The organism is Patulibacter sp. NPDC049589, assembly GCF_040675535.1.
GTDB lineage: Bacteria > Actinomycetota > Thermoleophilia > Solirubrobacterales > Solirubrobacteraceae > Patulibacter.
On sequence record NZ_JBFAPC010000038.1, the window covers coordinates 1 to 23,820 of the forward strand.

Here is a 23,820-nt window from a genome sequence, read left to right on the forward strand (position 1 = left end):
GGAGCGGGTGGAGATCAGGTAGTCGCCCTTGTCCTCCGGCTTCGCGAAGACGAGCGGGCCGGTGCGGTCGGAGACCTCGCCCTGGACGTAGAGCTGCCGAGCGCCCAGATCAGCAGGAACCCGGTGGCCACGCCGGCGACCTGCGGCAGCCAGATGGCGGCGACGCCGGAGACGATCGTCACGACGAAGAGTGGCCACAGCCGGTTGATCAGCGTCAGCACCGGCCGCGGCTCGGGCAGCTGCTCGGCGGCCCGGGCCTCGGCGAGGACGCGCGCGATCTGGGGGTTCGTCGCGTCCATCGCGCCGGCGCGGACGCCGAACATGCTCGCGATCAGCCACCAGATGCCCGAGATCACGGCGGGCTGCGGGTCGCTGTTGATCTGCGCGTGCAGGACGACGAGCAGGCCCAGGACGGTGGCCGACGCGCCGGAGAGCACGACGGTGCTGTGGAGGAGCTTGCGGAAGGTCACGGGCGGACGAGCTCCTCGAGCAGGACGCGGACGCCCTCGGTGCCGTCGACCGTCAGGTCGGCGGCCTCGCCGACGGCGGCGGGCACCCCCGGGTCCAGCGCGGCCACGCAGACGGCGTGCGACAGCGCGCCCTCGTCCCGCAGCCCGCGGATCCCCGCGAACGCGTCGAGGTCCGTGCGGTCGTCGCCGGCGAAGAGGGCGGCGTCCAGCGAGCGGCCCTCCAGCAGCCAGCGGACCGCGGCGCCCTTGTCGAACGGCACGGGCGGGCGCAGCTCGAGCACCATCCGGCCGCGGTGCAGGACGAGGCCCTCGTCCTCCGCCCGCCGGCCGATCTCCTCGGCGACCGCCTCGGACGCCGCCTCGTCGTCGGCGCCGCGCCAGTGCAGCGCCTGGATCGGACCCTTGTCCTCCAGCCGCAGGCCGGCGGCGCCCGGGACGCCGTCAGCGGTCGCGGCGCCCAGCAGCCGCTCGGTGGCCGCGCGCACGCGCGGCTCCCAGTCGGCGATCTCCGGGCGGACCTCGGGGGCGTCGGCGCCCCGGCGCAGGATCTCGGTGCCGTGGCCGCCGACGTACTCCAGGCCGTCGACGCCGACGATGGCGCGGGCCTCGGCCGTCCGGCGGCCGGTGATGCAGGCCACGAGGCCGAAGACGTCGGTCAGCGCCGCGACGGCCGCGCGCGTGGCCGCGGGGACGGCGGTCTCCGACGCGTGCGTCGTGATGGGGGCGAGGGTGCCGTCGACGTCCAGGAGGACCGCCGACCGACCCGGCTCCTCGCGCAGCGGGGCGAGGAGTTCGCCGAGGCGAGCGTCGAGCACCGCCCTAGTGTCCCGCATCCCGCCGCCACTGTCGCCCATGGCGCCGGAGGGTCGCCTCCCGGCCCGTGGCCGCCGGCCGGGCGCGGCCGCGCCGGGCGCCGCCGGGGCGCACGGAGCCCACCGGGGAACCGGGGCTAGCATGGCCCCCGTGGACCGCCGCCGCACCCTCGCGATCGCCGGGATCGGCACCGTCGCGGGCCTCTTCAGCGGCCTCTTCGGCGTCGGCGGGGGCGTCGTCATGGTCCCGCTCCTGATCCTCGTCCTGAAGATGGACGAGCGCCGCGCGACCAGCACCTCGCTCGGCGCGATCGTCCTGATCGCCAGCGCCGCCACCGTCACGCAGGGCGCCTACGGCACGCTGCACGTCACCGAGGGCCTGCTCGTCGGCGTCCCCGCGCTGGGCGGCGTGCTCGCCGGCACCTGGCTGCAGCAGCGCATCCCCGCGCGCCGGGTCTCGCTCATCTTCGCCGCGCTGCTCCTCGTGGTCGCGGTCTCCATGGTGCTCTCGACCGGCGACGCCGACGGGTCGGGCGGCACCGACCTCGACGTCGTGCACGTCCTGCTGGCCGCGGTCTTCGGCTTCGCGGCCGGCGTCGTGTCGGGCCTGCTGGGCGTCGGCGGCGGCACGCTCTTCGTGCCGGGGCTCATCTACGTCCTGGGCCTCGGGCACGTCGACGCCGAGGCGACGTCGCTGCTGGCGATGGTCCCGATGTCGCTCCTGGGCGCCTGGCGCCAGCACCGCTACGGCAACCTCGAGCTCCGGACCTCGGTGACCATGGGCGTCCTGGCGATCCCGGGCGCGCTGCTCGGCGTCGTGCTCGCCAACGCGCTGCCGGTCCGCGTCCTGGAGATCGGCTTCGCGCTGCTCCTCCTCTACGTCGCGCAGCGGCTCGGGCGCCGCGGCCTGAAGAAGGACGCTGCGGCGGCCTGACCCCGGACGCGGGAGCGCCCCGGGGAGCCGTGGCTCCCCGGGGCGCGTGTCCTCCCTGCCGGCGGAGTGGTCCCCACCGCCCGCCGGCCCCGCTGTCCCTCGTGTGTCCCGGGTCCAGGGCCGCCACCGGACGGCCCCCCGCACCCCCCCTCTCAGCGCTTCTTCGGCAGCACCTTCAGGTTCGAGGTGCCCGGCAGCGTGACGCCGGTGCCGGAGAAGGAGACCTTCACGGTCGTCGAGCGGCCACGGCGGAGGACCCGCTGCATGAGGACGCTCGGGCGCATCCGCACCGTCACCGTCGTGCCGCCCTTGATCGTGAGGTTGCGCGAGCCGACCACGGTGCTCGTGCGGCGGACCAGCACGCGGAGCTTGCAGCTCGCGACGCCCTTGGCGCAGGAGACCCGGAAGGCGAAGCGGCCCTGGGCGTCCAGCCGGACCGACGTCGTGAGGATCCGGACGACGCCGCGCGCCGGGGCCGGGGTCACCGGAGGCGCCGGCACGGTCGGCGTGGCCGGGGTGGTGGGCGTGGCCGGCACGTCCGGGGCCGGGGGCACCGGCAGCGCCGGGACGACGACCGGGACCGACGTCGTGGTCGTCTGACCCGAGGAGTCGGTGACCGTGGCCGTCAGCTCGATCGTCCTGCCGGCGTCCGCCGCGGTCGCCGTCCACGCGAACTCGTACGGCCGCGTCGAGGTCGAGGCGACGGGCACGCCGCCGGCGCTCAGCGCCACCGAGGCGACACCGAAGTCGTCGGCGGCCTGGACGACCGGGGAGATCGTCGTGCCGACCGGGACGACGTCGCCCGCGAGCGGGTCGAGGATCTCGGCCGTCGGGGCCGCGTCCGCAGTGGCCGCGGGGACGGACAGCGTGGCGGGAGTCGCCGGCAGGAAGCCCTCGGTGATCACGCTGGCCGCCGCCGGCACCGGCGGGACCGCGGCCGGCGCGCCGGCGTCGTTGCCCGACCGGCCCTGGCAGAAGGTCGTCGCGCTGCTGGCGCCCGACGTCGGGCCGCCGGAGCAGCCCCAGTAGTTGCCCGTCGCGAGCACCGGGGCGCCGTTGCGGACCGTGGTGTTCGTGGCGTCGGCATTGAAGACGCCGTAGCCGGTGAAGCCGAACGACGTGCCGGAGATCGCCAGCGCGCGGACGCCCGGGTTGGTGACGTCGTCGCCCGTGTCGGCGTCGGTCAGCAGCACGCCGACCGAGGCGCGGGCCGTGCCCGAGGTGCCGCCCCAGAGGTCGACGATCTCGCTGTCGGTGACGCGGCCGCGCTGGCCGCTGTGGTACTGGACGCCGGTCTGGTTGACGGCGGCGCCGCCCTTCGCGCCGACGATCCGGCTGCGAACGACGTTGCCGTAGGCGTTGACGTTCGAGCGGGTCGTGTTCGTCAGCGCGGCGTCCGCGCCGCCGACGGAGTCGTCGAACAGCACGCCACCGGCGCTGAAGCCCGTGACGAGGCTGTCCTCGACCGTCACCGAGCGGCGGATGCCGCCGAGGACGGCGCTCTGCAGCGAGTTCGTCTGCACGACGCCCCAGCCGTGCGGGCGGGTCGCGACGGCGTCGGCCGCCGGGCGCCGCAGCGGGCCGACGACGCTCTTCGCGACGCGACCGGAGGTGTTGAAGAACGCGATCCCGGCCTCGACGTAGGCGTCGGGCGACTTCACGGTGACGCCGGAGAGGTCGAGGAAGTTCTCGTTGTCGTCGGAGGATCCGAGCGACTGGCGGTTGACGGAGATGACGTTGCCGCCGCCGTCGCGCAGGTACGGGACGGTGCCGGCCAGCGAGTCGCCGAGCTCCGGCGCGGGCATGATCGTGACCTTGTCGGCCCCGGCCCCGCGGATCGTCAGCGGCTTGGTGATCGTCAGACCGTTGCGCGAGCCCTGCTGGGCGTAGCTCTGCGCGCTGCCGTACGGCGGGGTCGACTGCTCCTGGTACAGGCCGTCGCAGATGACGACGGTGTCGTGCGGGGCCGCCTGGTCGATCGCCCCCTGGATCGTGGTGAAGCCCGCGGTCGGGCACTGCGCTCGGTCGTCGTCGACCGTCCAGGTCGATGCGCTCGCCGCGGCTGGCGCAGCGGCCGAGATGGCGGCGAGCACGAGGAGGGTGCGCCGGACTCGACGTAGGGGCGGGGACGTCATGGGATGCGATGCACCTCGGTGCGGGGTCGTCAGGGGTCGGCGTCGTGCGGGGCCACCGCGTCCCGTCCCGGAGGACGTCGACGCAGCATCCGTCCGGCCCGACGGCGAGCCACGAGTCTAGGTATCCCTTTCCAATACGAATGGATCCAGTGTGTTCTGTACACCATCCAATCTGAGCGCCAATTGTCCAAATGAGCGCCATCACGCCGTCCATACGATCGTCGACGGTCCCGCGGCCTCTCGCCGTGGCGACGGTCCTCGTCATCCATGCACGGAGAACTGTGAACATCGCTCGCGCCCCCCTCGGGGCTCTCACCGCCACGGTGCTCGCGCTCGTGGCCGTCCTGCTGACGGCCCTCCCATCAGCCGCCCGGGCAGCGGATCCGGATCCCATGACGCGGGGCCCGTACGCCTTCTCGACGACCGAGACCCTGCCGTCCAAGCAGTTCACGGCCGGCACGGTGAACCTGCAGGAGCCCAACGCCGCCGGCGGCGGGCTGACCGGCGCCGCGGGCGCCGCGACGCTGCAGATCCGCGGCTCGCTCTACCAGCCGGTCGGCCGCACGACGCCGTCGCCGGTGATCGTCCTCGTCCACGGCAACCACAGCTCCTGCGACACGGGCTCGGCGCCGAACTGCACGATCTTCAAGCGCAACGACCGCGGCTACGCGTACCTCGGCGAGAACCTGGCCACCTGGGGCTACACGGTCGTCTCGATCGACCAGGACCAGCTCATGTACTACCAGGACAGCGCGATGGCGAAGGGGATGCACCAGCGTCGCCTGCTGATCGCCGCCACCCTGGACGCCTTCTACAAGGCCAACACCGACGGCCTCACGGGCGCCGACCAGAGCCTCGGCGACACGCTGAAGGGCAAGCTCGACTTCACCCGCGTCGGCCTGATGGGCCACTCCCGCGGCGGCGACGCCGTCACGAGCTTCATCGACTACAACCACACCCGCCCGGCCCCGGGCCGGCGCTACGCGCTGCGCGGCGTCATCTCCCTGGCCCCGGTCGACTACGAGCGCCGCGCGCCCACCGGCACCCCGTTCATGTCGATCCTCCCGCAGTGCGACGGCGACGTCTCCAACCTGCAGGGCGCGCGCTTCTTCGAGCGCGGCCAGTACCTCGACGACGACGGCTTCCCGCTCGTCCAGGTCGGCGTCCACGGCGCGAACCACAACTGGTTCAACTCGGTCTGGGCCGCCGACGGCGAGGACGGCTCCAACGGCGACGCCGCCTGTGGCGTCGGCAACACCACCGTGCGGGTCGACAACCCGGACACCGCGGATCCGGCCGACACGAAGGTCGTCTTCGTCGACCCGCCCACGAACGGCAGCAACCTCCGCCTCAGCGGCGGCGTCTCGGTCGGCAAGGCCGACGCGGCGCAGAACACGGCCGACGACGGCTGGAGCGGCGGCGGCACGTACACCCGCAACAATCGGGGCGACGGCAACCCGGCCCTGATGGGCGACCAGGAGAAGATCGGCCTCTCGCTGATGTCCTCGTTCTTCCGGCGGTACGTCGGAGGAGAGGGCGGCTTCGACCGATACATGACGGGCGAGCGCGACGCGTCGGGCGAGACGCAGCTGCCGACGTCCGCATGCCCGTCGCAGAAGATCTCCGGCTTCGACCAGACGGCAAAGACGGCAAACAACGCGGGACCGGTCCCCGGCAACACCGACGGCACCCGGATCGACTGCGCCGAGCGGATCATGACCGACTACTTCGCCGCCCCCCAGGAGCGCGAGGACGTCATCCGGCCGGAGACCGACACCCCGCTGACCACCAGCGCGGTCGGCACCGCGCTGACCTCCACCGGCTTCGTCAACCCGTTCCTGGCCGACGGTGGCGTGCTGCCACTGCCGGCCACGACGACCTCCGGCCTCGATTGGTGCAACCCGGAACCCGACGACTTCGCGCCGTCTCAGATCGGCAAGCCGACGTACCCGACGGCGAAGAAGGCCTGCCCGCTCCCCGGCGTCACGGCGCTCGGCGGCCAGTCCGGCATCCGGGAGAACGGCCCGGTCAACCAGTCCTACGGCCTGCAGCTGGCCGCGGCCTGGGAGAACCCGGTCGGGACGACGGGCAAGCCGGCGAGCATCGCGACCCGGATCCCGGCCGCCAAGGGCGACGTCAGCGGCCTGAAGGCCCTGGCCATCGGCGCGGGCGTCAACTTCTTCGACGCCCGCAACGTGGATCCGATGAACCCGCTGCGTGCCGGCATCACCGCGGCGTCGCGGGTCGGCACGGCCGCCGAGTACTCCCCCGCGACCTGGACGCAGGACTTCACGATCGCGGTGACAGACGCGGCCGGCCACGAGGGCACGGTCGCCGCCGGTAACCAGCGCTACGGCAACGCGCTGCACCCGTCGGTCGGGTCGACCACGAGCAAGACGCACGTCCTGCTGCACCAGATCCGCGTCCCGCTCGGCGACTTCGCCGCCCAGGGCGTCGATCTGAAGACGGTGCGGAAGGTCGAGCTGCGGTTCGGCGAGGCCGGCAAGCCGGCGCAGGGCTCGGTGCAGATCGCCGACGTCCGGTTCCAGGAGGCCGCGGCCGGCACGGACGTCCTCGTCGACGACCACGCCGCCGACGGGCCGGCGACGGGCCCGGTCACCAGCGGCCCGGATCCGGCCGCGGTGCTCGCCGCCGCCAAGCGGGCCGCCCCCTCCCCGGCGCTGCCCGACGTCATCGGCGTCTCCGGCGCCACGACGGTCACGAAGACGGGCGCGTGCCTGGACAGGACCGCGCCCCGGACCAGCGGCGTGAAGGTCGCGCTGAAGGGCCGGAAGCTGACGGTCTCGGGCAAGGCGTCCGACGTCGGGTGCGTCACGAAGACCCGGTCGGCCGCCAAGGGCAAGGTCAAGTCGGTCCAGGTCAGCCTGTTCAAGGCCGCCGGCAAGTCGGCGCGCTTCGTCCGCGGCAACGGCAAGCTGAGCAAGCCGCTGCCGGCCTCGAGCGTCGTCGGCCTCGTCGCGAAGGGCACGTCCTCCTGGACGCTGAAGCCCAGCGGCAAGCTGGCGAAGGGTCGCTACACGATGAAGATCCGCGCCTACGACGCGGCGGGCAACGTCCGCACGCGCACGCGCACGGTGACCGTCCGCTGAGGACGGCGCGCGGCGGCCCGTCCTGCGGGGACGGGCCGCCGCGCGGATCCAGCGAGGACCCTCGAGGGCGGCCCGATCGGGCCGCCCTCGGTCGTTCGGGGAGCTCCGCGCGTCGCCGGATCCCCAAGCGGCCCGCCCCGTGGCGCTCGTGGCGAGAGGTCGGTCGGGTCTCCACGTCCGCGGGGCCGGTCGGCCGACGGGGCCGCAGGTGTGGATCGTGACCTGGGCCGAGTTCATCGAGGCTGGCCTTCTCCGCCAGTATCGGACTGCGCACGGCGTTCCCATGACCGAGCTGCGGGACGTCATCGACGCGCTACGGCGGGAGCTCGGGGTCCCGTATCCGCTTGCGGACCGCCGACCGTTCGTCGGCGTAGGCCGTCGGCTGGTCGTCGAGGCTGAGGAGGAGGCGGGCCTCTCTCCTGAGTTCTCCCTGGTGGCCGTGTCGCGGGAGCAGCTCGTTCTCACCTCACCGTCGCAGTCGTTCGTCGACCGGGTCACCTGGGACGACGATCTCGCGGTCGCTTGGCGCCCCCATGACGACCACGATTCGCGGGTAGTCATGGATCCGACACGACGATTCGGGCGACCGTCGGTCTATGGCATCAGCACCGAGGTCATCTGGGAGCACGAGGACGCGGGCGAAGGCGTCGAGGACATCGCGGCGGCGTTCGACCTGGACACCCCCGACGTCCGCTGGGCGCTGGCGTACGAGAACGCCTCCCGCGCGGCCTGATGGTACGGGCGAAGCCCGGCCCCTACCCGTTCCCGAGCCCGTGCTCCAGCGCGTCCTTGATCGTCGCGTCCAGGGCGTTGAGGCGGTGGAGCGTCGCGGCCTCCGCCGAGCGGAAGCGGCCTCCGGCCCGCTCGGGGCCGTGGTGGGTGAGGACGCAGTGGGCGAGGTGCATCCAGCGGGTCTCGTCGACGCCGGCGCGGCGCGCGGGCTCGGCGATGATCCGTAGCCCGAGCTCCACGTGGCCGAGCATCTCGCCCTGCTCGGTGCGTCCGATCTCCGCCGCGTAGGTGAACTCGCGGGTGCGGCCGAGGTCGTGGACGATGCAGGCCGTCAGCAGCAGGTCGCGGTTGAGCCCCGGATGGTGGACGCAGGCCTCCTGCGCGAGCGCCCCGACCGCGACGGTGTGCTCGAGCAGCCCGCCGAGGTAGCTGTGGTGGCCGCCGATCGTGCACGGCGCGAGGCGCCAGCGGCGGCGCAGCCCCTCGTCGACGAGCAGCTCGTGGAGCAGGCCCCCGAAGCCCGCGTCGCCGACCTCGCCCGCGAGCCCCTCGAGGAAGCCGTCGAGCTCGTCGAGGTCGCGGTAGGCGGTCGGCAGGAACTGCGTGGGGTCGATCGTCGCGGGGTCCAGCCGCTTGACGGTGGTGAGCTCGGCGACGAGCTCCTCGCGGTAGCGGTCGACGGTGCCGGCGACCTGGACGACGTCGCCGCGCTGAAATGCGGCGTCCAGCCGGTCGACGTCCTTGAAGATGCGCGCCGGGATCGTGCCGGTGCGGTCCCGCAGGTCCAGCGACAGGTACGGGCCGGAGCGGCCCTGCGAGCGGTCCTTGCGGATGCAGGCGTACGCGCCCGCGATCCGGTCGCCGGGGCCGAGGGCGGCGACGGAGGACGGAGCGGGAGCGGGAGCGGGAGCGGGAGGGTCGGGAGGCACGGGGCTGAGGCGGGAACGCCGGGAGGTGAACGGTGGGACCGGCGGACGGTCCCGCGCGTGGGCGGCGGCACCGGGCGGGAAGCATCCCGCGCGGGCGGGTCCCGTGTCCGCACGGAAGGCATCTTGTACCGTCAGTCGGATGATTCCCCTACGTTGGGACGACCGCCCGGTCGGGTTGCGGGACCCGGCTCTGGTGTGCGCGTTCACCGGCTGGACCGACGCAGGGGACTCCGCCAGCTCCGCGGTCGGCGTGATCTCGCGCCGGCTCGGCGCGCAGCGGTGCGCCACGGTCGACCCCGAGCTGCTCTACACGATGCAGTCCTACCGGCCGCACATCACGGTCCGGGACGGCATCGCCACGGACCTCGACTGGCCGACGGTCGAGCTGCGGGCGGCGGTCGTGCCGACCGCGCGCCGCGACCTCATCCTCGTCACGGGCCCCGAGCCCGCGATGCGCTGGCAGTCGCTGTCGGAGACGCTGATCGAGACCGCCAAGAGCCTGGGCGCGACGTTCGTCGTCACCCTCGGCGGCCTGCTCTCCGACGTCCCGCACACCCGCCCGGTGCCGATCACCGGCATCGCGACGGACCCGGACTCGATCTCCGCCCTCGGCGCGATGCTGCCCGACTACGAAGGCCCGACGGGCCTGACCGGCGTCGTCCACTACGAGGCGCAGCGCCAGGGCCTGAAGGCCGTCACGCTGCTGGCCCACGTGCCGCACTACGTCGCGGGCGTGCCGAGCCCGAAGGCGACCCTCGCGCTCGTGGAGGCCGTCGAGGCCCTGACCCAGGTCCCCGTCCCGACCGCCCGCCTGCGCGCCGCCTCGGAGCGCTACGAGCAGCAGGTCACCGAGGCCGTCGAGCGCGACCCGGAGCGCCGCGAGCTGCTCGAGCGCCTGGAGCAGATGGCCGACCTGCGCGAGGTCATCGGCGACGAGGACTCCGACGAGGACCTCGCCGAGGCCGCGGAGGCCCAGATCCAGCTGAACCTCGGCGAGCTGCCGACGGGTGACGTCATCGCCGACGACTTCCTGGAGTTCCTGCGCGAGCAGGACCACACCGACGCGGACGACGCGGACGACGACGAGCCGCAGGACCACTGACGCCCACGACTCGACCTGGCCATCTCGAACGACTACGATGGCCACATGGCGCGCGAGGTCGGCATCCGGGACCTGAAGGACCACGCCAGTGCGGTCGTCGATGCCGTCGAGGCCGGGGACACGGTGACGGTCACGCGTCGGGGACGGGCCGTCGCACGGCTCGTGCCGATCGACGAGCACGCCGAGCTCCGGGAGCGCCTCGCTGCCCGCGGCGTCCGATGGAGCGGCCGCCGCCCGCTGGTGGCCCAGCCGACGCCCCTCGGGGGCGACGGACCGACCGCCGCGGAGACGGTGAGCGCCGACCGCGGTCCCCGATGAGGCCCGGCCGGGCCCTCTTCCTGGATACCAGCGCGCTGGTCAAGCTCTTCGTCGCCGAGCCGCACAGCGATCGCGTCCTTGCCGGCACCTCCGCCGCGGCCGTCGTCTTGGCGTGCGACCTCGCGTTCGTGGAGGCCCACGCGACCTTCGCCCGGATGCGGGCGGGACGCCGCATCAACGCCGGCGCGCACCGGCGGATCGTCACGACCTTCGAGCGCTTCTGGGCCGATGTCGCGATCGTCCCGACCGACGACCGGGCGATCGACGCGGCCGCGATGCTCGCCCGTCGCCACGCGCTGCGGGGCTACGACGCGATGCACCTCGCCGCCGGGATCGAGGCCGCGGCCCTCGCTGACACGACGTTCGCCTGCTTCGATGCCGAGCTCGAGGACGCCGCCGCGCGCGAGGGACTGACGCTGCTCGCGGGGACGGGGTAGCGACCGCACCGTCGGACGTCGTCGATCACGGCGACGTGTTCATGAGCCATCGATCGCGACTACGTCTCCGCCGCCGGGCAGGTCAGCTGGTAGTCGCACATCGCGCAGGTCTCGTAGGCCGGGGTCGGCTCGAAGTCCTGGGCCAGGATCGCCGCGCCGACGCGCTCGACGGTCGACGTGATCTTGTCCCGCTCGCCGCCCTCGGCCTCCAGCGGGGTCTTCACGTCGTCGAGGATGTAGTGGTAGCTCTGGCGCGGCGCCTCGAGGCCCCAGGCGTCGACGGCCGCGACGGCGTAGAGCTGCAGCTGGACGTCGTCGCGCAGCTGCTCCGGGGTCCGCGGGCGGCCGGTCTTGTAGTCGACGAGCTCGTACGCGCCGTCGGGGTGGCGGTCCACGCGGTCGACGCGGCCGCGCAGGGTGTGGTCGCCGAGCCGGAACTCGAAGCCGCGCTCGAGCCACACCGTCTCGGAGTCCTCGGCGGTCGTGCGTGCGTGGTACCGCGCCATCGAGTCCTGCGCCCGCGACCACAGCCGCGCCTCGTCGGCGACGCCCTGCAGCCCGGAGCGCCGCCAGCTCGCCGACAGGAGCTCCTGCAGCTCGTCCAGCTCGGTGCCGCCGCGGCCGTGCCAGCGCTCGAGCACCTGGTGGACGACGATGCCGAAGCGCTGCGCGACGGTCGACTGCTGCGGGATCCGCAGGACGCGGTTGAACTTGTAGCGCAGCGGGCAGGACCCGTAGACGAAGAGGTCGCCGGCGGACATCACGACGCCCTGGTCGCGCAGCGGCAGGAACGGCTCCAGCGACGGCTCGCCCCGGCCGGCGGCGCGACGCTCGGCGGTCTGGCTCGCGGCGGCGAGGATGTCCTCGTCCAGCGACGAGGAGAGCAGGATCTCCTTCTGCTGCGCGGTCGCCGCCTGGCGGATCGCCCCGTCGATCCCGGGCATCGCGGCGGCCACGTCCTGGCCGTCGGGGCGGTTGATCAGCGCCGCGACCTTCATCAGCTCCAGGTACCGGGTGACGCCATGGGCGACGTCGAGGTCCGTGTCCATCCGCAGGTCGCCCAGGCGCGCGCCGATCGTCGCGACGTCGCGCAGCAGCTCGTCGCGCAGGGTCCGGAAGGTCGCGTGCAGGGTGTCGTCGGGGCCGAAGAGCCGCTCGTCGAACTCCTCCCACTCGCCGTCGACCGCGCGCCGCGCGTCCTCGACCAGCGGGGAGGGCTCGCGCGCCGCGCCGCTGGTGGCGTGCTCGGGGTAGGACAGGACGACGGTGCCGCGGGCGCGGGTCATCGCGACGTGCAGCGCGCGGCGGGCCTCGTCGACGGCGATCGCGCGCGACGGGTCCGCCTGGGTCTCGGCCCCGGCCGCGTCGTCGCCCTGGAGCACGCCGCCGCCGACGCGGTCGTCCCCGAGCAGCTCGTCGGGGAGCGGGTCGACCAGGCGCCGGCCGGCGACCGCGCCGATCGCGCCGAGCCGCGAGGACTGCAGGCCGAGCACGAAGACGTGGTCGAGCTCGAGCTCCGCCGCGGCCTCGAGCGGGAGGACACGGACGGCGCCGGCGCGGGCCGGTCGGGGGTCGGCGACGCCCGCGGTGCCGCCGGCCGCCGACCCTTGGTGGCCCTGGCCCGCGCCGGCCTGCGTCGCGGTCGTGCCGCTGGGGGCCGTCGCGTCGCGGGGCCCGATGAGGTCGGGCTCCTCGCCGGGCGGGTCGCCGTCCATCCCGGCGGCGAACGGCACGGCCTCGACCTTGCCGTCGGGGTCGCCCCCGGCCTCGGCCAGCAGGATCAGCCAGCGGGCGAAGTCGCGGGCGGTCGCCTGCGGGGCGATCCGGACGTGCCGCTCCGCGAGCTGCCCGACGCGCGAGAGGTCGCGCAGACGCTCGACGACGTCGCCGCCCTCGCCGAACAGCTGCTGCCGGCGCAGGCCGAGGTGCTCGATCAGACGGTGCACGAACTGGTCGGGCGGGGTGACGTCGAGCGCGCGGGTGGCGCTGCGGTACAGGCGCAGGAACGACGCGACGCGGTCGCGGGCCTCGGGCGCCATCTGCGGCGACTCCATCGACGCAGCGAGCGCGCCGACGAGGTCCATCCGCCGGCGCCGGGCGAGCTGCATGCAACGCGCCAGGTCCGCGGGCCGCAGGTCGATCGGCGGGCGGGCCAGCGCGCGGCTGACGGCGGGCGCGTCGGACGGGTCGACGAGGAGGCGCAGCCAGGCGAGGACGTCGCGGACCTCGACGCGCTCCAGGAACGCGCCGGCGCCGCCGAGCCGCGTGGGGACGGCCCGCTCCTCCAGCGCCGCGACGACGGGCCCGCCCTCGCGGCGGACGGAGGTCACGAGCACGGCGATCTGCTCGGGCCGCGCGCCGTCGCGGACGAGGCGCTCGATCTCGCCCGCGACCGCCTGGGCCTGGGCGCGCTCGGAGCTCGCGCGCCAGAACCGCACCCTGCCGCCCGACGGGGCGTGCCAGGCGTGGGCGGTGCGGTCGGCGGCGGGCTCGACGACGGCCTCGGCGGCGCGCAGGACGCGCTCGGGGCTGCGCCAGGACCGCTCGAGCGTGACCGTCTCCAGCCGCGGGTATGTCGCGGCGAGGTCGCGCAGGTTCTTCGACGCGGCGGCGCGGACGCGGCGCGTGGCCTGGTCGTCGTCGCCGGCGGCCACCAGCGCGGTGCCGCCGCGGACGAGCGCGTGCAGGAGCCGCATCGCGGCGGTCGGCAGGTCCTGGATGTCGTCGACCAGGAGCGTCGAGAACGCGGAGCCGACCCGCTCGCGGACCGCCGCGCCGCGCGGGTCGTCGTCCTCGAGCAGCCGGACGAGGTGCAGCAGCAGGTCGCCGTGGTCGATCAGCCCGCGCTCGCGCAGGACGCGGTCGTGGAGCCGCATCAGCGCCGCGAACTCGCGCTCGCGCGGGGCGCGTGGGTCGACGTCCGGCAGCGCCTGCGCCCAGCGGTCGAGCGTCTCGGCGTCGACGAGCGACTCTTTCAGCCGGTCGATGCGCGCGACCGCGCCGGCGAGCAGGCCGATGTGGCCGCGGCCACCGGAGCCGCCGTCGTGGTGCAGCAGGCCGAGCTCCTCGCGGTGCTCGAGCAGCAGCGCGACGCGCTCGGTGCGGGTCGCGGGGACGACGAACGGGTCGACGCCGACCTCCGCGGCGACGTCCCGCAGCAGCCGGTGGCCGAGGTCCGGCAGCGTCGTGACGACGACGTCGGCGGCCGCGGAGCCGAGCCGGTCGTCGAGCCGGCGGCGCGTCCGGGCGGCCGCGGCGGGCGTGGCGCCGAGCAGCGCGATCCGGGTCGGATCGGCGTCCGCGGCGGTGACGAGCCACGCCGCGCGGGCGGCCAGCGCGACGCTCTTGCCCGTGCCGGCGGTGCCGCGGACGAGCAGCGGCGCATCGGACGTCGCCCCGGCGCCGGCGTGCGCGGCGACGCGGACCTGCGCGTCGGACAATCCGTCGAGGGGCTCCATGGACCTCACCAGTGTGCCGCCCCGGAAGGGGCGGCGTGGCCCGTGGGGCGAATCGCGGCAACGACGAGGCGCGCAGGGCGGTTCGCCGTCCCGGATGCCCCGGGGCTCGCCGGGCCGCCGGGCGTTCGACCGGCGGGGCTCGGGACGGGGCGCCTCCCCATAGACTGGGCCGCTGATGCCCTCGCCCTCGCAGCCCGCCCCCGAGACGTGGATCGCCGCGTTCAACCGGGCCGCGGACCGCGTGCGCGACCGCCTCGCCGCGGTCACCTCGACCCCCGACCGCCTGGCGGAGACGGGGACGACCGGCGAGGGCGGCGACCGCACCCTCGTGATCGACGCCGAGGCCGAGGACCTGGTCTTCGAGGAGCTCGACGTGCTGCACGAGGCCGGCGCCCGCTTCACCGCGCTGTCCGAGGAGCGCGGCGTCGTCGACTACGGCTCCGCGGACGTCCTGGTGGTCATCGACCCGATCGACGGCTCGATGAACGCCAAGCGCGGGATGCCCCACCACGCGGTGTCGATCGCCGTGGCCGAGGGTCCCGACGTCGCGAACTCGGGCACGATGGCCGACATGGTCTGCGGCCTCGTCGCCGACCTCGGCCCCGACGAGCGCTGGACCGCGATCCGCGGCGGCGGCGCGTGGCTGGACGGCGTCCCGATCACGGCGCCGGCCACGGAGCGCCTGACGTCGGCGGGCAAGCTCGAGCTCGTCGCGATCGAGTCCGCGCACCCCGCGCACGTGATTGCCTCCGGCGACGCGCTGCTCGAGCACGTCCACCGCCTGCGCGCGATCGGCGCGATCGCCATCTCGCTCTGCGCGGTCGCGGGCGGCCGCGTCGACGGCATGGCCTCGCTGTGGCGGTGCCGCGCGGTCGACGCCGCCGCCGGCCAGCTGATCGTCCGCGAGTCCGGCGGCGTCGTCGCGTTCGGCGACCTCGACGCCCCGCTCGACGCCCCGCTGGACCTCATCGGCCACGGGCCGGTCGTCGCCGCGCGGTCGGCGGCGGGCCTCGCGCGCGTCGCCACGCTGCCGCACTCGTAGGGCGGGCGCCGCGGGGGCGGACGTCCCCCTCGGACGTCTCCCGGGGCGACGCCGCGGGCACCCGGCCAAGGCCGCCCGCACCCCACGTCCGGAGGGGCACAACGCTGTGATGTCCATCACAGTCTCCGGTCGCCGCCTGGGCGGCTCGACGCGCTCGCGGGCGCCCTTCGGCGCGGGCGCGCCGGCCGCGATCTGCGGCCGCCCGCCCGCCGCCGACGACACCGTCCGATCCGCCCAGACCCCTGCTCAGCAGGGGTTTTCGATCGGGCGGGCCGGATTCGGACCGGGGGCCGCCCGCGGCGCGGGGCCGCCGGGGCTCCCCTGCCGGACGCGGAATCGGGTCGAGAACTGGGCGTACGCCGTCCGACCCCGGGTGTAACGGGTGACGGGGGCGGTTGTAAGAACAGATGTTCGCCGCTACATTTCGGGTGAACTTAGAACTAAGCAGCTCCGATGAGCTGTGCCCACAGCTCAAGGGATTCCTCCATGGCCGACACCCCGAACACCACCCCTTCCACGACCGCGTCGACCCCGTCCACCACGGGTTCCGCGTCGTCGACCACGACGTCCACGCCCGCCGCCGCCAAGAGCACGCCGGCCAAGCCGGCCGCCAAGCGGACGACCACCCGCCGCACGACGGCGAAGCCCGCCGCCAAGCGCACCACGGCGCGCTCGCAGGCGGCCGGCGCGACGACGTCCGCGAAGGCCACCGCCACGCAGGCGACCGGCGCCGCGAAGTCCGCCACCAAGGCCGCCGCCCCGAAGGCCGGCGCCGCCAAGGCGTCCGCCAAGCGCACGAAGACGCAGGCCACCGGCGCCGCGAAGACCGCCACCAAGCGGACCGCCGCGACCACCAAGGCGAAGGCCAAGACCGCCGCCACGAAGGCGAAGAAGACGGACGCCGCCAAGGCCACCGAGTCCCGCGTCCTCGCCGCCCGCCGCGTCGCGGTCGACCTCTACGAGCAGGCCTACGCCGCCGCGCCGAAGAACCTCGAAGAGGCCCAGAAGCAGGCCGCCGAGTACCGCGAGCTCGCCACGAAGCGCGTCGAGGCCGCGACCGAGAAGGCCCAGGTCGTCTCCGAGAAGGCCGCCCTGATCAGCACGGGCGCCGTGCTCGAGGCCAAGGACGCCGCCGCGAAGGAGATCACGGCCCGCCGCGCCGCCGCCACCAAGCTCGTCGCCGACCGTCGCGCCGCCGCCACCAAGCAGGCGCAGGCCCGCCGCAAGCAGCTCGACGCGCAGCTGAAGACGTTCGAGAAGCGCGGCGCGAAGGCCAAGGCCGACCTCGAGCGCGACCTCACCCGCACCCGCACGCAGATCGAGCGCGAGCTGCGCGAGCGCCGCTCCGCCCTCGAGACCCGCATCAACGGCCTCCCGTCCTCCCCCGCCGAGCTGCGCACCGAGCTGCCGAAGCTCCGCGGCGAGGTCGAGGCCCGCGTGACGAAGGCCCAGAAGCAGGCCGTCGAGTACGCCGGCCAGGCGCGCGAGAAGGTCCTCTCCCTGGTCTAGGGAGGCCACCGGGCCCCCGCCCCGAGCTTCTCCTCGGGTAGCGCCTCGCCGGAAATCGGCGAGGCTCGGGGCACCCGGACGCGCGACGTCCCGTCGCCGCACCAGTGGTTCCTCGCGATCCCGGCTTCGGCCGGGATCGCGTCGTTGTGGAGGGGGTCACCGCCGGTCGGCCGGTCCCGGCGGGTCCGCCGGCCCGAGAGCGACCATCGCCAGTCCCCGAGGGCGGCCGAGGGCCGAGATCCCGGCGTGCGACAATGAGGGGTATGCCTACGCGCGAGGACATCCTCGAAGCCCTGAAGTCGGTGATCGACCCCGAGCTCAAGAAGGACGTGGTCGAGCTCGGCATGGTGCGCGAGATCACGATCGGCGAGGACCGCGTCGACGTGATGATCTCGCTCACGACGAACGGCTGCCCGCTGCGCAACCACTTCGTCGTGGCCGTCCGCAAGGCGCTCCGCGGCCTCGGGGTCGAGGAGTCGGGCGTCGAGTTCGACGTGCTCTCGCCCGAGGAGAAGGCCGCGCTGCAGAAGAAGCTCGGCATCAAGGGCGCGATGCCGACGGGCGAGAACGTCTCGCTGATCAAGAACGTCATCTGCATCGGCTCCGGCAAGGGCGGCGTCGGCAAGTCCAGCCTGACGGTGAACATCGCCGCCGCGCTGGCGTCCGAGGGCAAGTCCGTCGGCGTGCTGGACGCCGACGTCTGGGGCTACTCGATCCCGCGCATGTTCGGCCTCGGCGCCGAGCGCCCGCCGGTCTCGGCCGAGCGCAAGATCCTGCCGCTGGAGTCCGACGGCGTGAAGGTCATGTCGATCGGGTTCTTCGTGCCGGAGGACTCCGCCGTCGTCTGGCGCGGGCCGATGCTGCACAAGGCGCTGAACCAGTTCCTCGACGACGTCGAGTGGGGCGAGCTCGACTACCTCCTGATCGACCTGCCGCCGGGCACCGGCGACGTCTCCATGACGCTCGCGCAGCTGCTGCCGCAGGCCCAGTTCCTGCTGGTGACCACGCCGCAGCCGGCGGCCCAGAAGGTCGCCCGCCGCGCCGCCGAGATGGCCACGAAGGTCAACCTCGGCCTGATGGGCGTCGTCGAGAACATGTCCGGCTTCACCACCCCGGACGGCGAGCGCTACCCGATCTTCGGCGACGGCGGCGGACAGGACCTCGCCGACGAGCTCGACCTCCCGCTCTTCGGCAAGGTGCCGCTGACGATGGCCCTGCGCGAGCAGGCCGACGCCGGCGTCCCCCTGGTGCGCGTGGACCCGGACGACGCCGCCGCCCAGGCGATCCGCCACATCGCCCGCGGCGTCATCGCCTCGACCCCGGAGCTGCCGCCGATGCTGCAGGAGCTCCCGCCGATGCTGCCGGTCATGCAGAACGAGCCCAAGGGCGCCTCGCTCCCGATGGCCTGAGCGCGCGGGCGGCCGCGCCGCCCCGCACCGCCGGACCGAGGGCCGCCGCGAGGCGGCCTTCGTCGTTGCGCGAGGGCCTCGCGCGCGAACGTCCGGACCCCCTTCCTGGATGCCGAATCGGCGAAGCTGGGACCCGATCCTGATTTCTTGTTTCCCGATCGGATTTCCGGCATTGTCGGCCGCATGAGCACCACCGACGACCTCCTCCAGAACGCCAAGGCCTACGAGGCGAGCTTCGACAAGGGCGAGCTGCCGCTGCCGCCCGCCAAGAAGATCGCCGTGCTGGCGTGCATGGACGCCCGCCTGAACCCGTACGGCCTCCTCGGCCTGTCCGAGGGCGACGCCCACGTGATCCGCAACGCCGGCGGCGTCGTCACCGACGACGAGATCCGCTCGCTGGCGATCTCGCAGCGCCTGCTCGGCACGGAGGAGATCGTCCTGATCCACCACACCGACTGCGGCATGCTCACGTTCACGGACGACGAGTTCAAGAAGAGCGTCCAGGACGAGGTCGGCATCAAGCCCGAGTGGGCCGCCGAGGCGTTCCCCGACCTCGACGAGGACGTCAAGCAGTCGATCGCGCGCATCCAGGCCAGCCCCTTCATCCCGAAGAAGGACAGCGTCCGCGGCTTCGTCTACGACGTGCACACGGGCAACCTCCGCGAGGTGAGCTGAAAGCGGCCCGGAGCCAGGGCCCGGTCGCGTCGGGTCACCGGGGGAGGTTCGCGCACAGCGGGTCCCATGAACCTCGCAGCCGTCGGCCGGGCTCGAGCACCACCAGGACGCACTGCACTCCGCGCTCCGCGAGTGCGCGCCGAGCAGCCCGATCCCGTGGCTCGAACTGCTCGAGGACGGTTCGCATCTCCGCGCCTCCCAGCGCGTGGCGTCGCCCTCCGCCGACGCGCACGAGCCACCCTCGCGCACCCCGACCGAGGATCGTCCGAAGACGGTCGGTGACCTCGACGACCCCCTTGAGTGGACCCGGCCGCGCACCGACGAGGTACGGGATCGGGGCTCCGGCCGCGTCTGCAGCTGAACCGGGGAACGCCGCAGCGCCCGGCTTCTCACAACCCGATCGACCACCGAGACGCTGCAGGAAGACGGTGGGCGTCAGGCGACAGACCGTGCCGAGGTCGTGCCGCTCGGTCGCCGCGAGCACGCGGTTCGCCGTCACGCCCAGCGCGTGTTCGGTGGGCGTCGGCACCGCCACGGAGTCGCCACCGCAACCACCCAGCGCCGCTCCACCCAGGACGACTGCGGCGACCGCGGCCACACCCCGGCAGCCCGCGCGGGTGTCGGACGCCGCGCGACGCGTCGTTCGGGACACTGCGATGGTCACCCGGCGCCTGACTCTCACGCTCGGGAGGACCGCGACACGTGCCAACGCTGCGATGGACGCTGTACCGCCGCACCGCGACGAGTGGGACGCAGTGCAGCGCCGAGATACCAGCCGCAACGGAACTCCTGGGATGGGGGACGGACCCGCACTCCGACCCGCGGCGCGCAGCGTCCGAAGACCAGCCCGGCGCGCACGTCGGGCACGTGCAGGCCCCACGATACCCATGACCGACGGCCGCGCAACGCGATCGCGTACGCAGCCGCGGCTCGGCTCGGGGCGTCACCGTCGAGTGGATGGCACGACGCGACGATGACCCGAACTGGACCGTCCGGCGCCCGCGTGCCCGACGCTCCCGTCCCCGGGCCCGCCGCCCGGCCGGACCGCCCCGTCGGGGGGAACCGCATCCTCCGACCGGACCGTTCTGTGCGCCGCGCCGCGGGATCGACCGGTCGGCCGACATAGGATCGCCGTGCTCCGCCCCCCGACCCGGTAACCGATGACCGACGAGACCCCCGCCCCGTTCACCCCCGAGATGCTCGCCGCCGCCGAGTCGTTCCCGGCCCGCTACACGCCGTACGACTCCGCGGCCCCCGTCCGCCACGTCGCGGTCGTCGCGTGCATGGACGCCCGCCTCGACCTCTTCGGCCTGTTCGGCCTCGAGATCGGCGACGCCCACCTGATCCGCAACGCGGGCGGCGTCGTCACCGACGACGTCATCCGCTCGCTGGCGATCTCCCAGCGCAAGCTCGGCACCCGCTCCGTCGTGCTCGTCCACCACACGGGCTGCGGCATGCAGACGTTCTCGGACGACGAGCTCAACGCCGAGCTGCAGGACGAGACGGGCTACAAGCCGACCTGGTCACCGGAGTCGTTCACGGACCTCGAGGAGGACGTGCGGCAGTCGCTGCGGCGTGTGAAGGCGAGCCCGTTCATCCCGCACAAGGACGACGTCCGCGGCTTCGTCTTCCAGGTGGAGGACGGCGGCCTGCGCGAGGTCACGCTGGAGGACTGAACAGCGCGGCCCTCCGGGGCCGGTCGCCGCGCGGGCGGTCCGCGCCGCGCGATCGTCCTGCGGTCGGGGCCGGAGCCCGTCCCCGCGGCGAGCGGTCACGCCGGACGGGAGGGTCCCCTCCCGCCCGGCGGACGCCGTCTCGCCGGTGCGGCTACGCCGCTTCGAAGTACTTGATGTTCTTGTCCACGAACGACGCCCACTCGTCCGGGATCTGGTCCTCGGCGAAGACCGCGTCCACCGGGCACGCCTCGACGCACGCGTCGCAGTCGATGCACTCTTCGGGATCGATGTACAGCTGCTCGACCGTGTCGTAGTCGGGCTCGTCCGGCGTCGGATGGATGCAGTCCACCGGGCAGACCTCGGTGCACGAGTTGTCCTTCGTGCCGACGCACGGCTCGGCGATCACATAGGCCATTGACGGTTCCTCAGCAAGTCGTTCTTCAGGGTGTCCGCCCCGAAGCATAACGGCGCGATTCCCCGATGCCTCCGGGGTTCGGGACGGTCCCACCGGTGGGTATGCCTAACTGCCCGCCACCCGGTCGGGGGGCGTTGCCAAGACCCGGTGGGGGTCGCACAGAGGTCTCCCCCGGTGGTCCGTACGCTTCAAGGATGATCCTCCTCACCGGGGCCACGGGAGCGACCGGACGGCGCGTGCTCGATCGACTCCTCGCGCGGGGGCACCGGGTGCGCTGCCTCGTGCGCAACCCCGCCCGGCTCGGGTCCCGGCGCGTCGACGTACAGCTCTCGCTGTGGAACCTCACCGACGCCCGGCTGCCCGGCGGCGCGCTGCGTGGGGTGCACACCGTCGTGCACCTCGCCGGGCCGCTGAGCGACCAGCCGATCGGTCACCTCGAGGAGCTGAACGCCACCGCGACGTGGCGCCTGGCCGACGCCGCCGCGTCCGCAGGGGTCGAGCACTTCGTCCACGTCTCGGCCCTCGGTGCCGGCGGCGCGGCCGGCTGCCGCTTCCTGCGGGCCAAGGAGGTCGGCGAGCGCGTCGTCCGCGGCGCGGGCGAGACCGGCGGCATGGGCGTGTCGGTCGTCGCGCCGTCGCTGATCCTCGCGCGCGGCCAGCGCTGGGCGTCGTGGGCCCAGGCGCTCTCGCTGCTGCCGATCGTCCCGGTTCCCGCCCACTCCCACGGCCGCTCGCGCCCGGTGTCCGCCGCCGACGTCGCCGACGCGATCGTGGCGGTCGTCGAGGGGGAGACCCCCGCCGTCGGCTCGCCGACGCGCCACGAGCTCGCCGGCCCGGAGACCTACGCGGTGCGGGACCTCGTCCCGGCGCTGCACACCGTCGTCGGGCGCCCGCGGCCGACGGTCCCGCTGCCCGCCTGCGTCCTGAACGCCGCGGTCGCCGTGCTCGAGCGTCCCGGCGCGGCCGACCGCGAGGAGCTCGCGGTCCTCACGTGCGACACGACGGGCCGCCACGGCACCCGCGACCTCGAGGCCCTCGGCGTCCGGCCGGGCGGCATCGTGGAGGCCCTGGCGGGCTGAGACGGGGCGCGCCGCCCGGCCACCGGCTCGGAGACGGACGCGACGGCGGGGTCCGCGACCGGACGGTCCGCGCGGCCGGGCACCACCAGGCCGCCGGTCAGCCGCGGGTCCGGTCAGCCGCGGGCCATCGGCGCCACCGGCGCCGGTCCGGCCGCGGCCTCCAGCTGCGCGGCCACGGCCAGCAGCGACGCCTCACCGCCCGGACGGCCGATCAGGTGCGTCCCGACCGGCATCCCGGCGGCCTCGTCGCCCGCGGGCCGGACGCCGAGCGGCAGCGTGATCGCCGGCTGGCCGGTGATGTTGCAGATCGCCGCGTACGGGCTGAAGACCGCGCCGTCGGCGAAGCCGACCATCGGCTCGGGGCCGTCGGGGTCCAGCGCGTCGATCGCGGGCGGCGCGGTCGCCAGCGTCGGGGTGACGAGCACGTCGAAGCGGTCCGCCCAGACGAGCACGGTCCGCGCAACGTGTTGGATCTCGACGTCCCCGGCCACGTACTCGACGCCGGACAGCGCCGAGGCCCGCCGGTAGATCGCCCAGGTCAGGGTCTCGACCTCGTGCGCCTCGACGTCGCGGCCGCGCGCCCGGCCGGCGGCGCGGACGCCCGCCGCGATGCCGGCCCCGAAGGCGATCTCGAAGAGGTCGAGCAGGCCCGGGATCACCCACGGCGCGGAGACCTCCTCGACGTCGTGGCCGAGGTCCGCGAGCGCTAGCGCCGTCCGGCGGGCGGCGTCGGCGTCGGCGGCCGAGGCGGCGTGCCCGAACGGCGGGTCGAGCGTCAGCCCGACCCGCAGCCGCCGGACGTCCCCCGCCGCGCCGCGGGCCGCCGCGTCCGCGAACGGGCGCTCCGGGAGGGGCAGCGGCGCCAGGTCGCCGACCTCGGGTCCCGCCAGGACGTCGAGCGCCGCCGCCGCGTCGCCCACGGTGCGGGTGAGCATGCCGTCGGCGACGAGCAGGTGCCAGCCGAGGTCGGGCGCCAGCGTCACCCGGCCGCGGGACGGTTTGAGTCCCACCAGCCCGCAGGCGGCGGCGGGGATCCGGATCGATCCGCCCCCGTCGTTGCCGTGGGCGATCGGCAGCATCCCGGCGGCGACCGCCGCGGCGGCGCCCCCGGACGAGCCGCCCGCGGCCCGGCCGAGGTCCCACGGGTTGCGGGCCGCGCCGAAGCGCCGGCCGCGGGTCACGGGCGTGATGCTGAACTCCGGCAGGTTCGTGGCGCCGAGCAGCACGAAGCCCGCGTCGCGGACCCGGCGGGTGACGGCGTGGTCCTCCGTCGCGACCCGGTCGGCGATCGACCCGCCGTACGTGACCCGCCGGCCCGCGACGGCGCGGTTGTTCTTCATCGCCGTCGGCACCCCGGCGAAGGGCCGCGGGTCCCCCGGACCGACCGCGGCGGCGGCGGCCAGCGCGTCCTCCGCCCACCGGTCGACGAACGCGCCGACGTCCCCGTCCAGCGCGGCGATCCGGTCGAGCGCCAGCCGGGTGAGCTCGACGGCCGAGACGTCCCCCGCCCGGACCAGGGCCGCCAGCTCCGTCGCGGGCCGGAGGAGGAGCGACGCGTCGGCGGAGGCCATCGGGCGA

At 74.5% G+C, this 23,820-nt stretch carries 19 protein-coding genes; 12 read left to right on the forward strand and 7 right to left on the reverse strand.

Annotation, left to right across the window (positions count from 1 at the left end; all coding sequences use genetic code 11):
- Positions 1-14 precede the first annotated feature (14 nt).
- Complete coding sequence (locus AB0L40_RS09515; RefSeq protein WP_364352681.1) at positions 15-470, reverse strand: hypothetical protein; 456 nt, start codon at positions 468-470, stop codon at positions 15-17.
- The gene (gene otsB / locus AB0L40_RS09520; RefSeq protein ID WP_364352684.1) at positions 467-1,285 is read right to left on the reverse strand and encodes a trehalose-phosphatase; all 819 of its coding nucleotides are present in this window, start codon (positions 1,283-1,285) and stop codon (positions 467-469) included. The genes AB0L40_RS09515 and otsB overlap by 4 nt, the downstream gene beginning before the upstream one ends.
- 139 nt (positions 1,286-1,424) lie before the next feature.
- On the opposite strand from otsB, the gene AB0L40_RS09525 reads away from it, so the two are divergent.
- Positions 1,425-2,216, forward strand: a complete 792-nt coding sequence (locus AB0L40_RS09525; RefSeq protein ID WP_364352687.1) for a sulfite exporter TauE/SafE family protein — start codon at positions 1,425-1,427, stop codon at positions 2,214-2,216.
- A gap of 152 nt (positions 2,217-2,368) precedes the next feature.
- Here AB0L40_RS09525 and AB0L40_RS09530 read toward each other — a convergent pair whose 3' ends face one another.
- Complete coding sequence (locus AB0L40_RS09530) at positions 2,369-4,309, reverse strand: Ig-like domain-containing protein (RefSeq protein WP_364352690.1); 1,941 nt, start codon at positions 4,307-4,309, stop codon at positions 2,369-2,371.
- Positions 4,310-4,542: 233 nt separating this feature from the next.
- Between AB0L40_RS09530 and AB0L40_RS09535 the strand changes: the two genes are divergently transcribed.
- Positions 4,543-7,461, forward strand: coding sequence for an Ig-like domain-containing protein (locus AB0L40_RS09535; RefSeq protein ID WP_364352693.1), 2,919 nt, complete (start codon positions 4,543-4,545; stop codon positions 7,459-7,461).
- Positions 7,462-7,678: 217 nt separating this feature from the next.
- Positions 7,679-8,194 (forward strand): DUF433 domain-containing protein, encoded by a 516-nt coding sequence (locus AB0L40_RS09540; protein WP_364352696.1) that lies wholly within the window; start codon positions 7,679-7,681, stop codon positions 8,192-8,194.
- Positions 8,195-8,216: 22 nt separating this feature from the next.
- Here AB0L40_RS09540 and AB0L40_RS09545 read toward each other — a convergent pair whose 3' ends face one another.
- A complete protein-coding gene (locus AB0L40_RS09545; RefSeq protein WP_364352699.1) occupies positions 8,217-9,122 on the reverse strand; it encodes an HD domain-containing protein in 906 nt (301 codons plus the stop codon).
- Positions 9,123-9,261: 139 nt separating this feature from the next.
- Between AB0L40_RS09545 and AB0L40_RS09550 the strand changes: the two genes are divergently transcribed.
- From AB0L40_RS09550 to AB0L40_RS09560, 3 genes are read left to right on the forward strand one after another with little or no spacing between them, the layout of a single operon-like run.
- Positions 9,262-10,224 (forward strand): PAC2 family protein, encoded by a 963-nt coding sequence (locus AB0L40_RS09550; protein WP_364352702.1) that lies wholly within the window; start codon positions 9,262-9,264, stop codon positions 10,222-10,224.
- A 45-nt stretch (positions 10,225-10,269) separates the two neighbouring features.
- Positions 10,270-10,542, forward strand: coding sequence for a type II toxin-antitoxin system prevent-host-death family antitoxin (locus AB0L40_RS09555; RefSeq protein WP_364352705.1), 273 nt, complete (start codon positions 10,270-10,272; stop codon positions 10,540-10,542).
- Complete coding sequence (locus AB0L40_RS09560; protein WP_364352708.1) at positions 10,539-10,979, forward strand: type II toxin-antitoxin system VapC family toxin; 441 nt, start codon at positions 10,539-10,541, stop codon at positions 10,977-10,979. The genes AB0L40_RS09555 and AB0L40_RS09560 overlap by 4 nt, the downstream gene beginning before the upstream one ends.
- 59 nt (positions 10,980-11,038) lie before the next feature.
- On the opposite strand, the gene AB0L40_RS09565 is transcribed toward AB0L40_RS09560, so the two are convergent.
- Entirely contained in the window at positions 11,039-14,437 is a 3,399-nt protein-coding gene (locus tag AB0L40_RS09565) for an ATP-dependent DNA helicase (protein WP_364352711.1), read from the reverse strand.
- A 175-nt stretch (positions 14,438-14,612) separates the two neighbouring features.
- Here AB0L40_RS09565 and AB0L40_RS09570 point away from each other — a divergent pair, with 175 nt between their 5' ends.
- The 5 genes from AB0L40_RS09570 (at position 14,613) to AB0L40_RS09590 (ending at position 20,748) form a co-directional block, all read left to right on the forward strand.
- Complete coding sequence (locus AB0L40_RS09570) at positions 14,613-15,479, forward strand: inositol monophosphatase family protein (RefSeq protein WP_364352714.1); 867 nt, start codon at positions 14,613-14,615, stop codon at positions 15,477-15,479.
- Positions 15,480-15,965: 486 nt separating this feature from the next.
- Positions 15,966-16,988, forward strand: coding sequence for a hypothetical protein (locus AB0L40_RS09575; RefSeq protein ID WP_364352717.1), 1,023 nt, complete (start codon positions 15,966-15,968; stop codon positions 16,986-16,988).
- Between the two features lie 263 nt (positions 16,989-17,251).
- Entirely contained in the window at positions 17,252-18,397 is a 1,146-nt protein-coding gene (locus tag AB0L40_RS09580; protein ID WP_364352720.1) for an Mrp/NBP35 family ATP-binding protein, read from the forward strand.
- A 183-nt stretch (positions 18,398-18,580) separates the two neighbouring features.
- Entirely contained in the window at positions 18,581-19,072 is a 492-nt protein-coding gene (locus AB0L40_RS09585; RefSeq protein ID WP_364352723.1) for a carbonic anhydrase, read from the forward strand.
- Between the two features lie 1,160 nt (positions 19,073-20,232).
- Positions 20,233-20,748, forward strand: a complete 516-nt coding sequence (locus AB0L40_RS09590) for a carbonic anhydrase (RefSeq protein ID WP_364352726.1) — start codon at positions 20,233-20,235, stop codon at positions 20,746-20,748.
- A 151-nt stretch (positions 20,749-20,899) separates the two neighbouring features.
- On the opposite strand, the gene AB0L40_RS09595 is transcribed toward AB0L40_RS09590, so the two are convergent.
- Positions 20,900-21,163 carry a ferredoxin family protein gene (locus AB0L40_RS09595; protein WP_364352729.1) on the reverse strand — a complete coding sequence of 88 codons (264 nt, stop codon included), beginning with the start codon at positions 21,161-21,163 and terminating at the stop codon, positions 20,900-20,902.
- Between the two features lie 194 nt (positions 21,164-21,357).
- On the opposite strand from AB0L40_RS09595, the gene AB0L40_RS09600 reads away from it, so the two are divergent.
- Complete coding sequence (locus tag AB0L40_RS09600) at positions 21,358-22,242, forward strand: NAD(P)H-binding protein (RefSeq protein ID WP_364352732.1); 885 nt, start codon at positions 21,358-21,360, stop codon at positions 22,240-22,242.
- 113 nt (positions 22,243-22,355) lie between these two features.
- On the opposite strand, the gene AB0L40_RS09605 is transcribed toward AB0L40_RS09600, so the two are convergent.
- A complete protein-coding gene (locus AB0L40_RS09605) occupies positions 22,356-23,813 on the reverse strand; it encodes an amidase (RefSeq protein ID WP_364352735.1) in 1,458 nt (485 codons plus the stop codon).
- Positions 23,814-23,820 lie beyond the last annotated feature (7 nt).

Excerpts from the sequence above, each read along its gene's own strand:
- AB0L40_RS09525 (WP_364352687.1), top strand. The coding sequence starts at position 1,425 with ATGGCCCCCGTGGACCGCCGCCGCACCCTCGCGATCGCCGGGATCGGC.
- AB0L40_RS09585 (WP_364352723.1), top strand. The coding sequence starts at position 18,581 with ATGAGCACCACCGACGACCTCCTCCAGAACGCCAAGGCCTACGAGGCG.
- AB0L40_RS09570 (WP_364352714.1), top strand. The coding sequence starts at position 14,613 with ATGCCCTCGCCCTCGCAGCCCGCCCCCGAGACGTGGATCGCCGCGTTC.
- AB0L40_RS09535 (WP_364352693.1), top strand. The coding sequence starts at position 4,543 with ATGAGCGCCATCACGCCGTCCATACGATCGTCGACGGTCCCGCGGCCT.
- AB0L40_RS09560 (WP_364352708.1), top strand. The coding sequence starts at position 10,539 with ATGAGGCCCGGCCGGGCCCTCTTCCTGGATACCAGCGCGCTGGTCAAG.
- AB0L40_RS09600 (WP_364352732.1), top strand. The coding sequence starts at position 21,358 with ATGATCCTCCTCACCGGGGCCACGGGAGCGACCGGACGGCGCGTGCTC.
- AB0L40_RS09565 (WP_364352711.1), bottom strand. The coding sequence starts at position 14,437 with ATGGAGCCCCTCGACGGATTGTCCGACGCGCAGGTCCGCGTCGCCGCG.
- AB0L40_RS09605 (WP_364352735.1), bottom strand. The coding sequence starts at position 23,813 with ATGGCCTCCGCCGACGCGTCGCTCCTCCTCCGGCCCGCGACGGAGCTG.
- AB0L40_RS09575 (WP_364352717.1), top strand. The coding sequence starts at position 15,966 with ATGGCCGACACCCCGAACACCACCCCTTCCACGACCGCGTCGACCCCG.
- AB0L40_RS09550 (WP_364352702.1), top strand. The coding sequence starts at position 9,262 with ATGATTCCCCTACGTTGGGACGACCGCCCGGTCGGGTTGCGGGACCCG.
- AB0L40_RS09580 (WP_364352720.1), top strand. The coding sequence starts at position 17,252 with ATGCCTACGCGCGAGGACATCCTCGAAGCCCTGAAGTCGGTGATCGAC.
- AB0L40_RS09590 (WP_364352726.1), top strand. The coding sequence starts at position 20,233 with ATGACCGACGAGACCCCCGCCCCGTTCACCCCCGAGATGCTCGCCGCC.
- AB0L40_RS09595 (WP_364352729.1), bottom strand. The coding sequence starts at position 21,163 with ATGGCCTATGTGATCGCCGAGCCGTGCGTCGGCACGAAGGACAACTCG.
- AB0L40_RS09555 (WP_364352705.1), top strand. The coding sequence starts at position 10,270 with ATGGCGCGCGAGGTCGGCATCCGGGACCTGAAGGACCACGCCAGTGCG.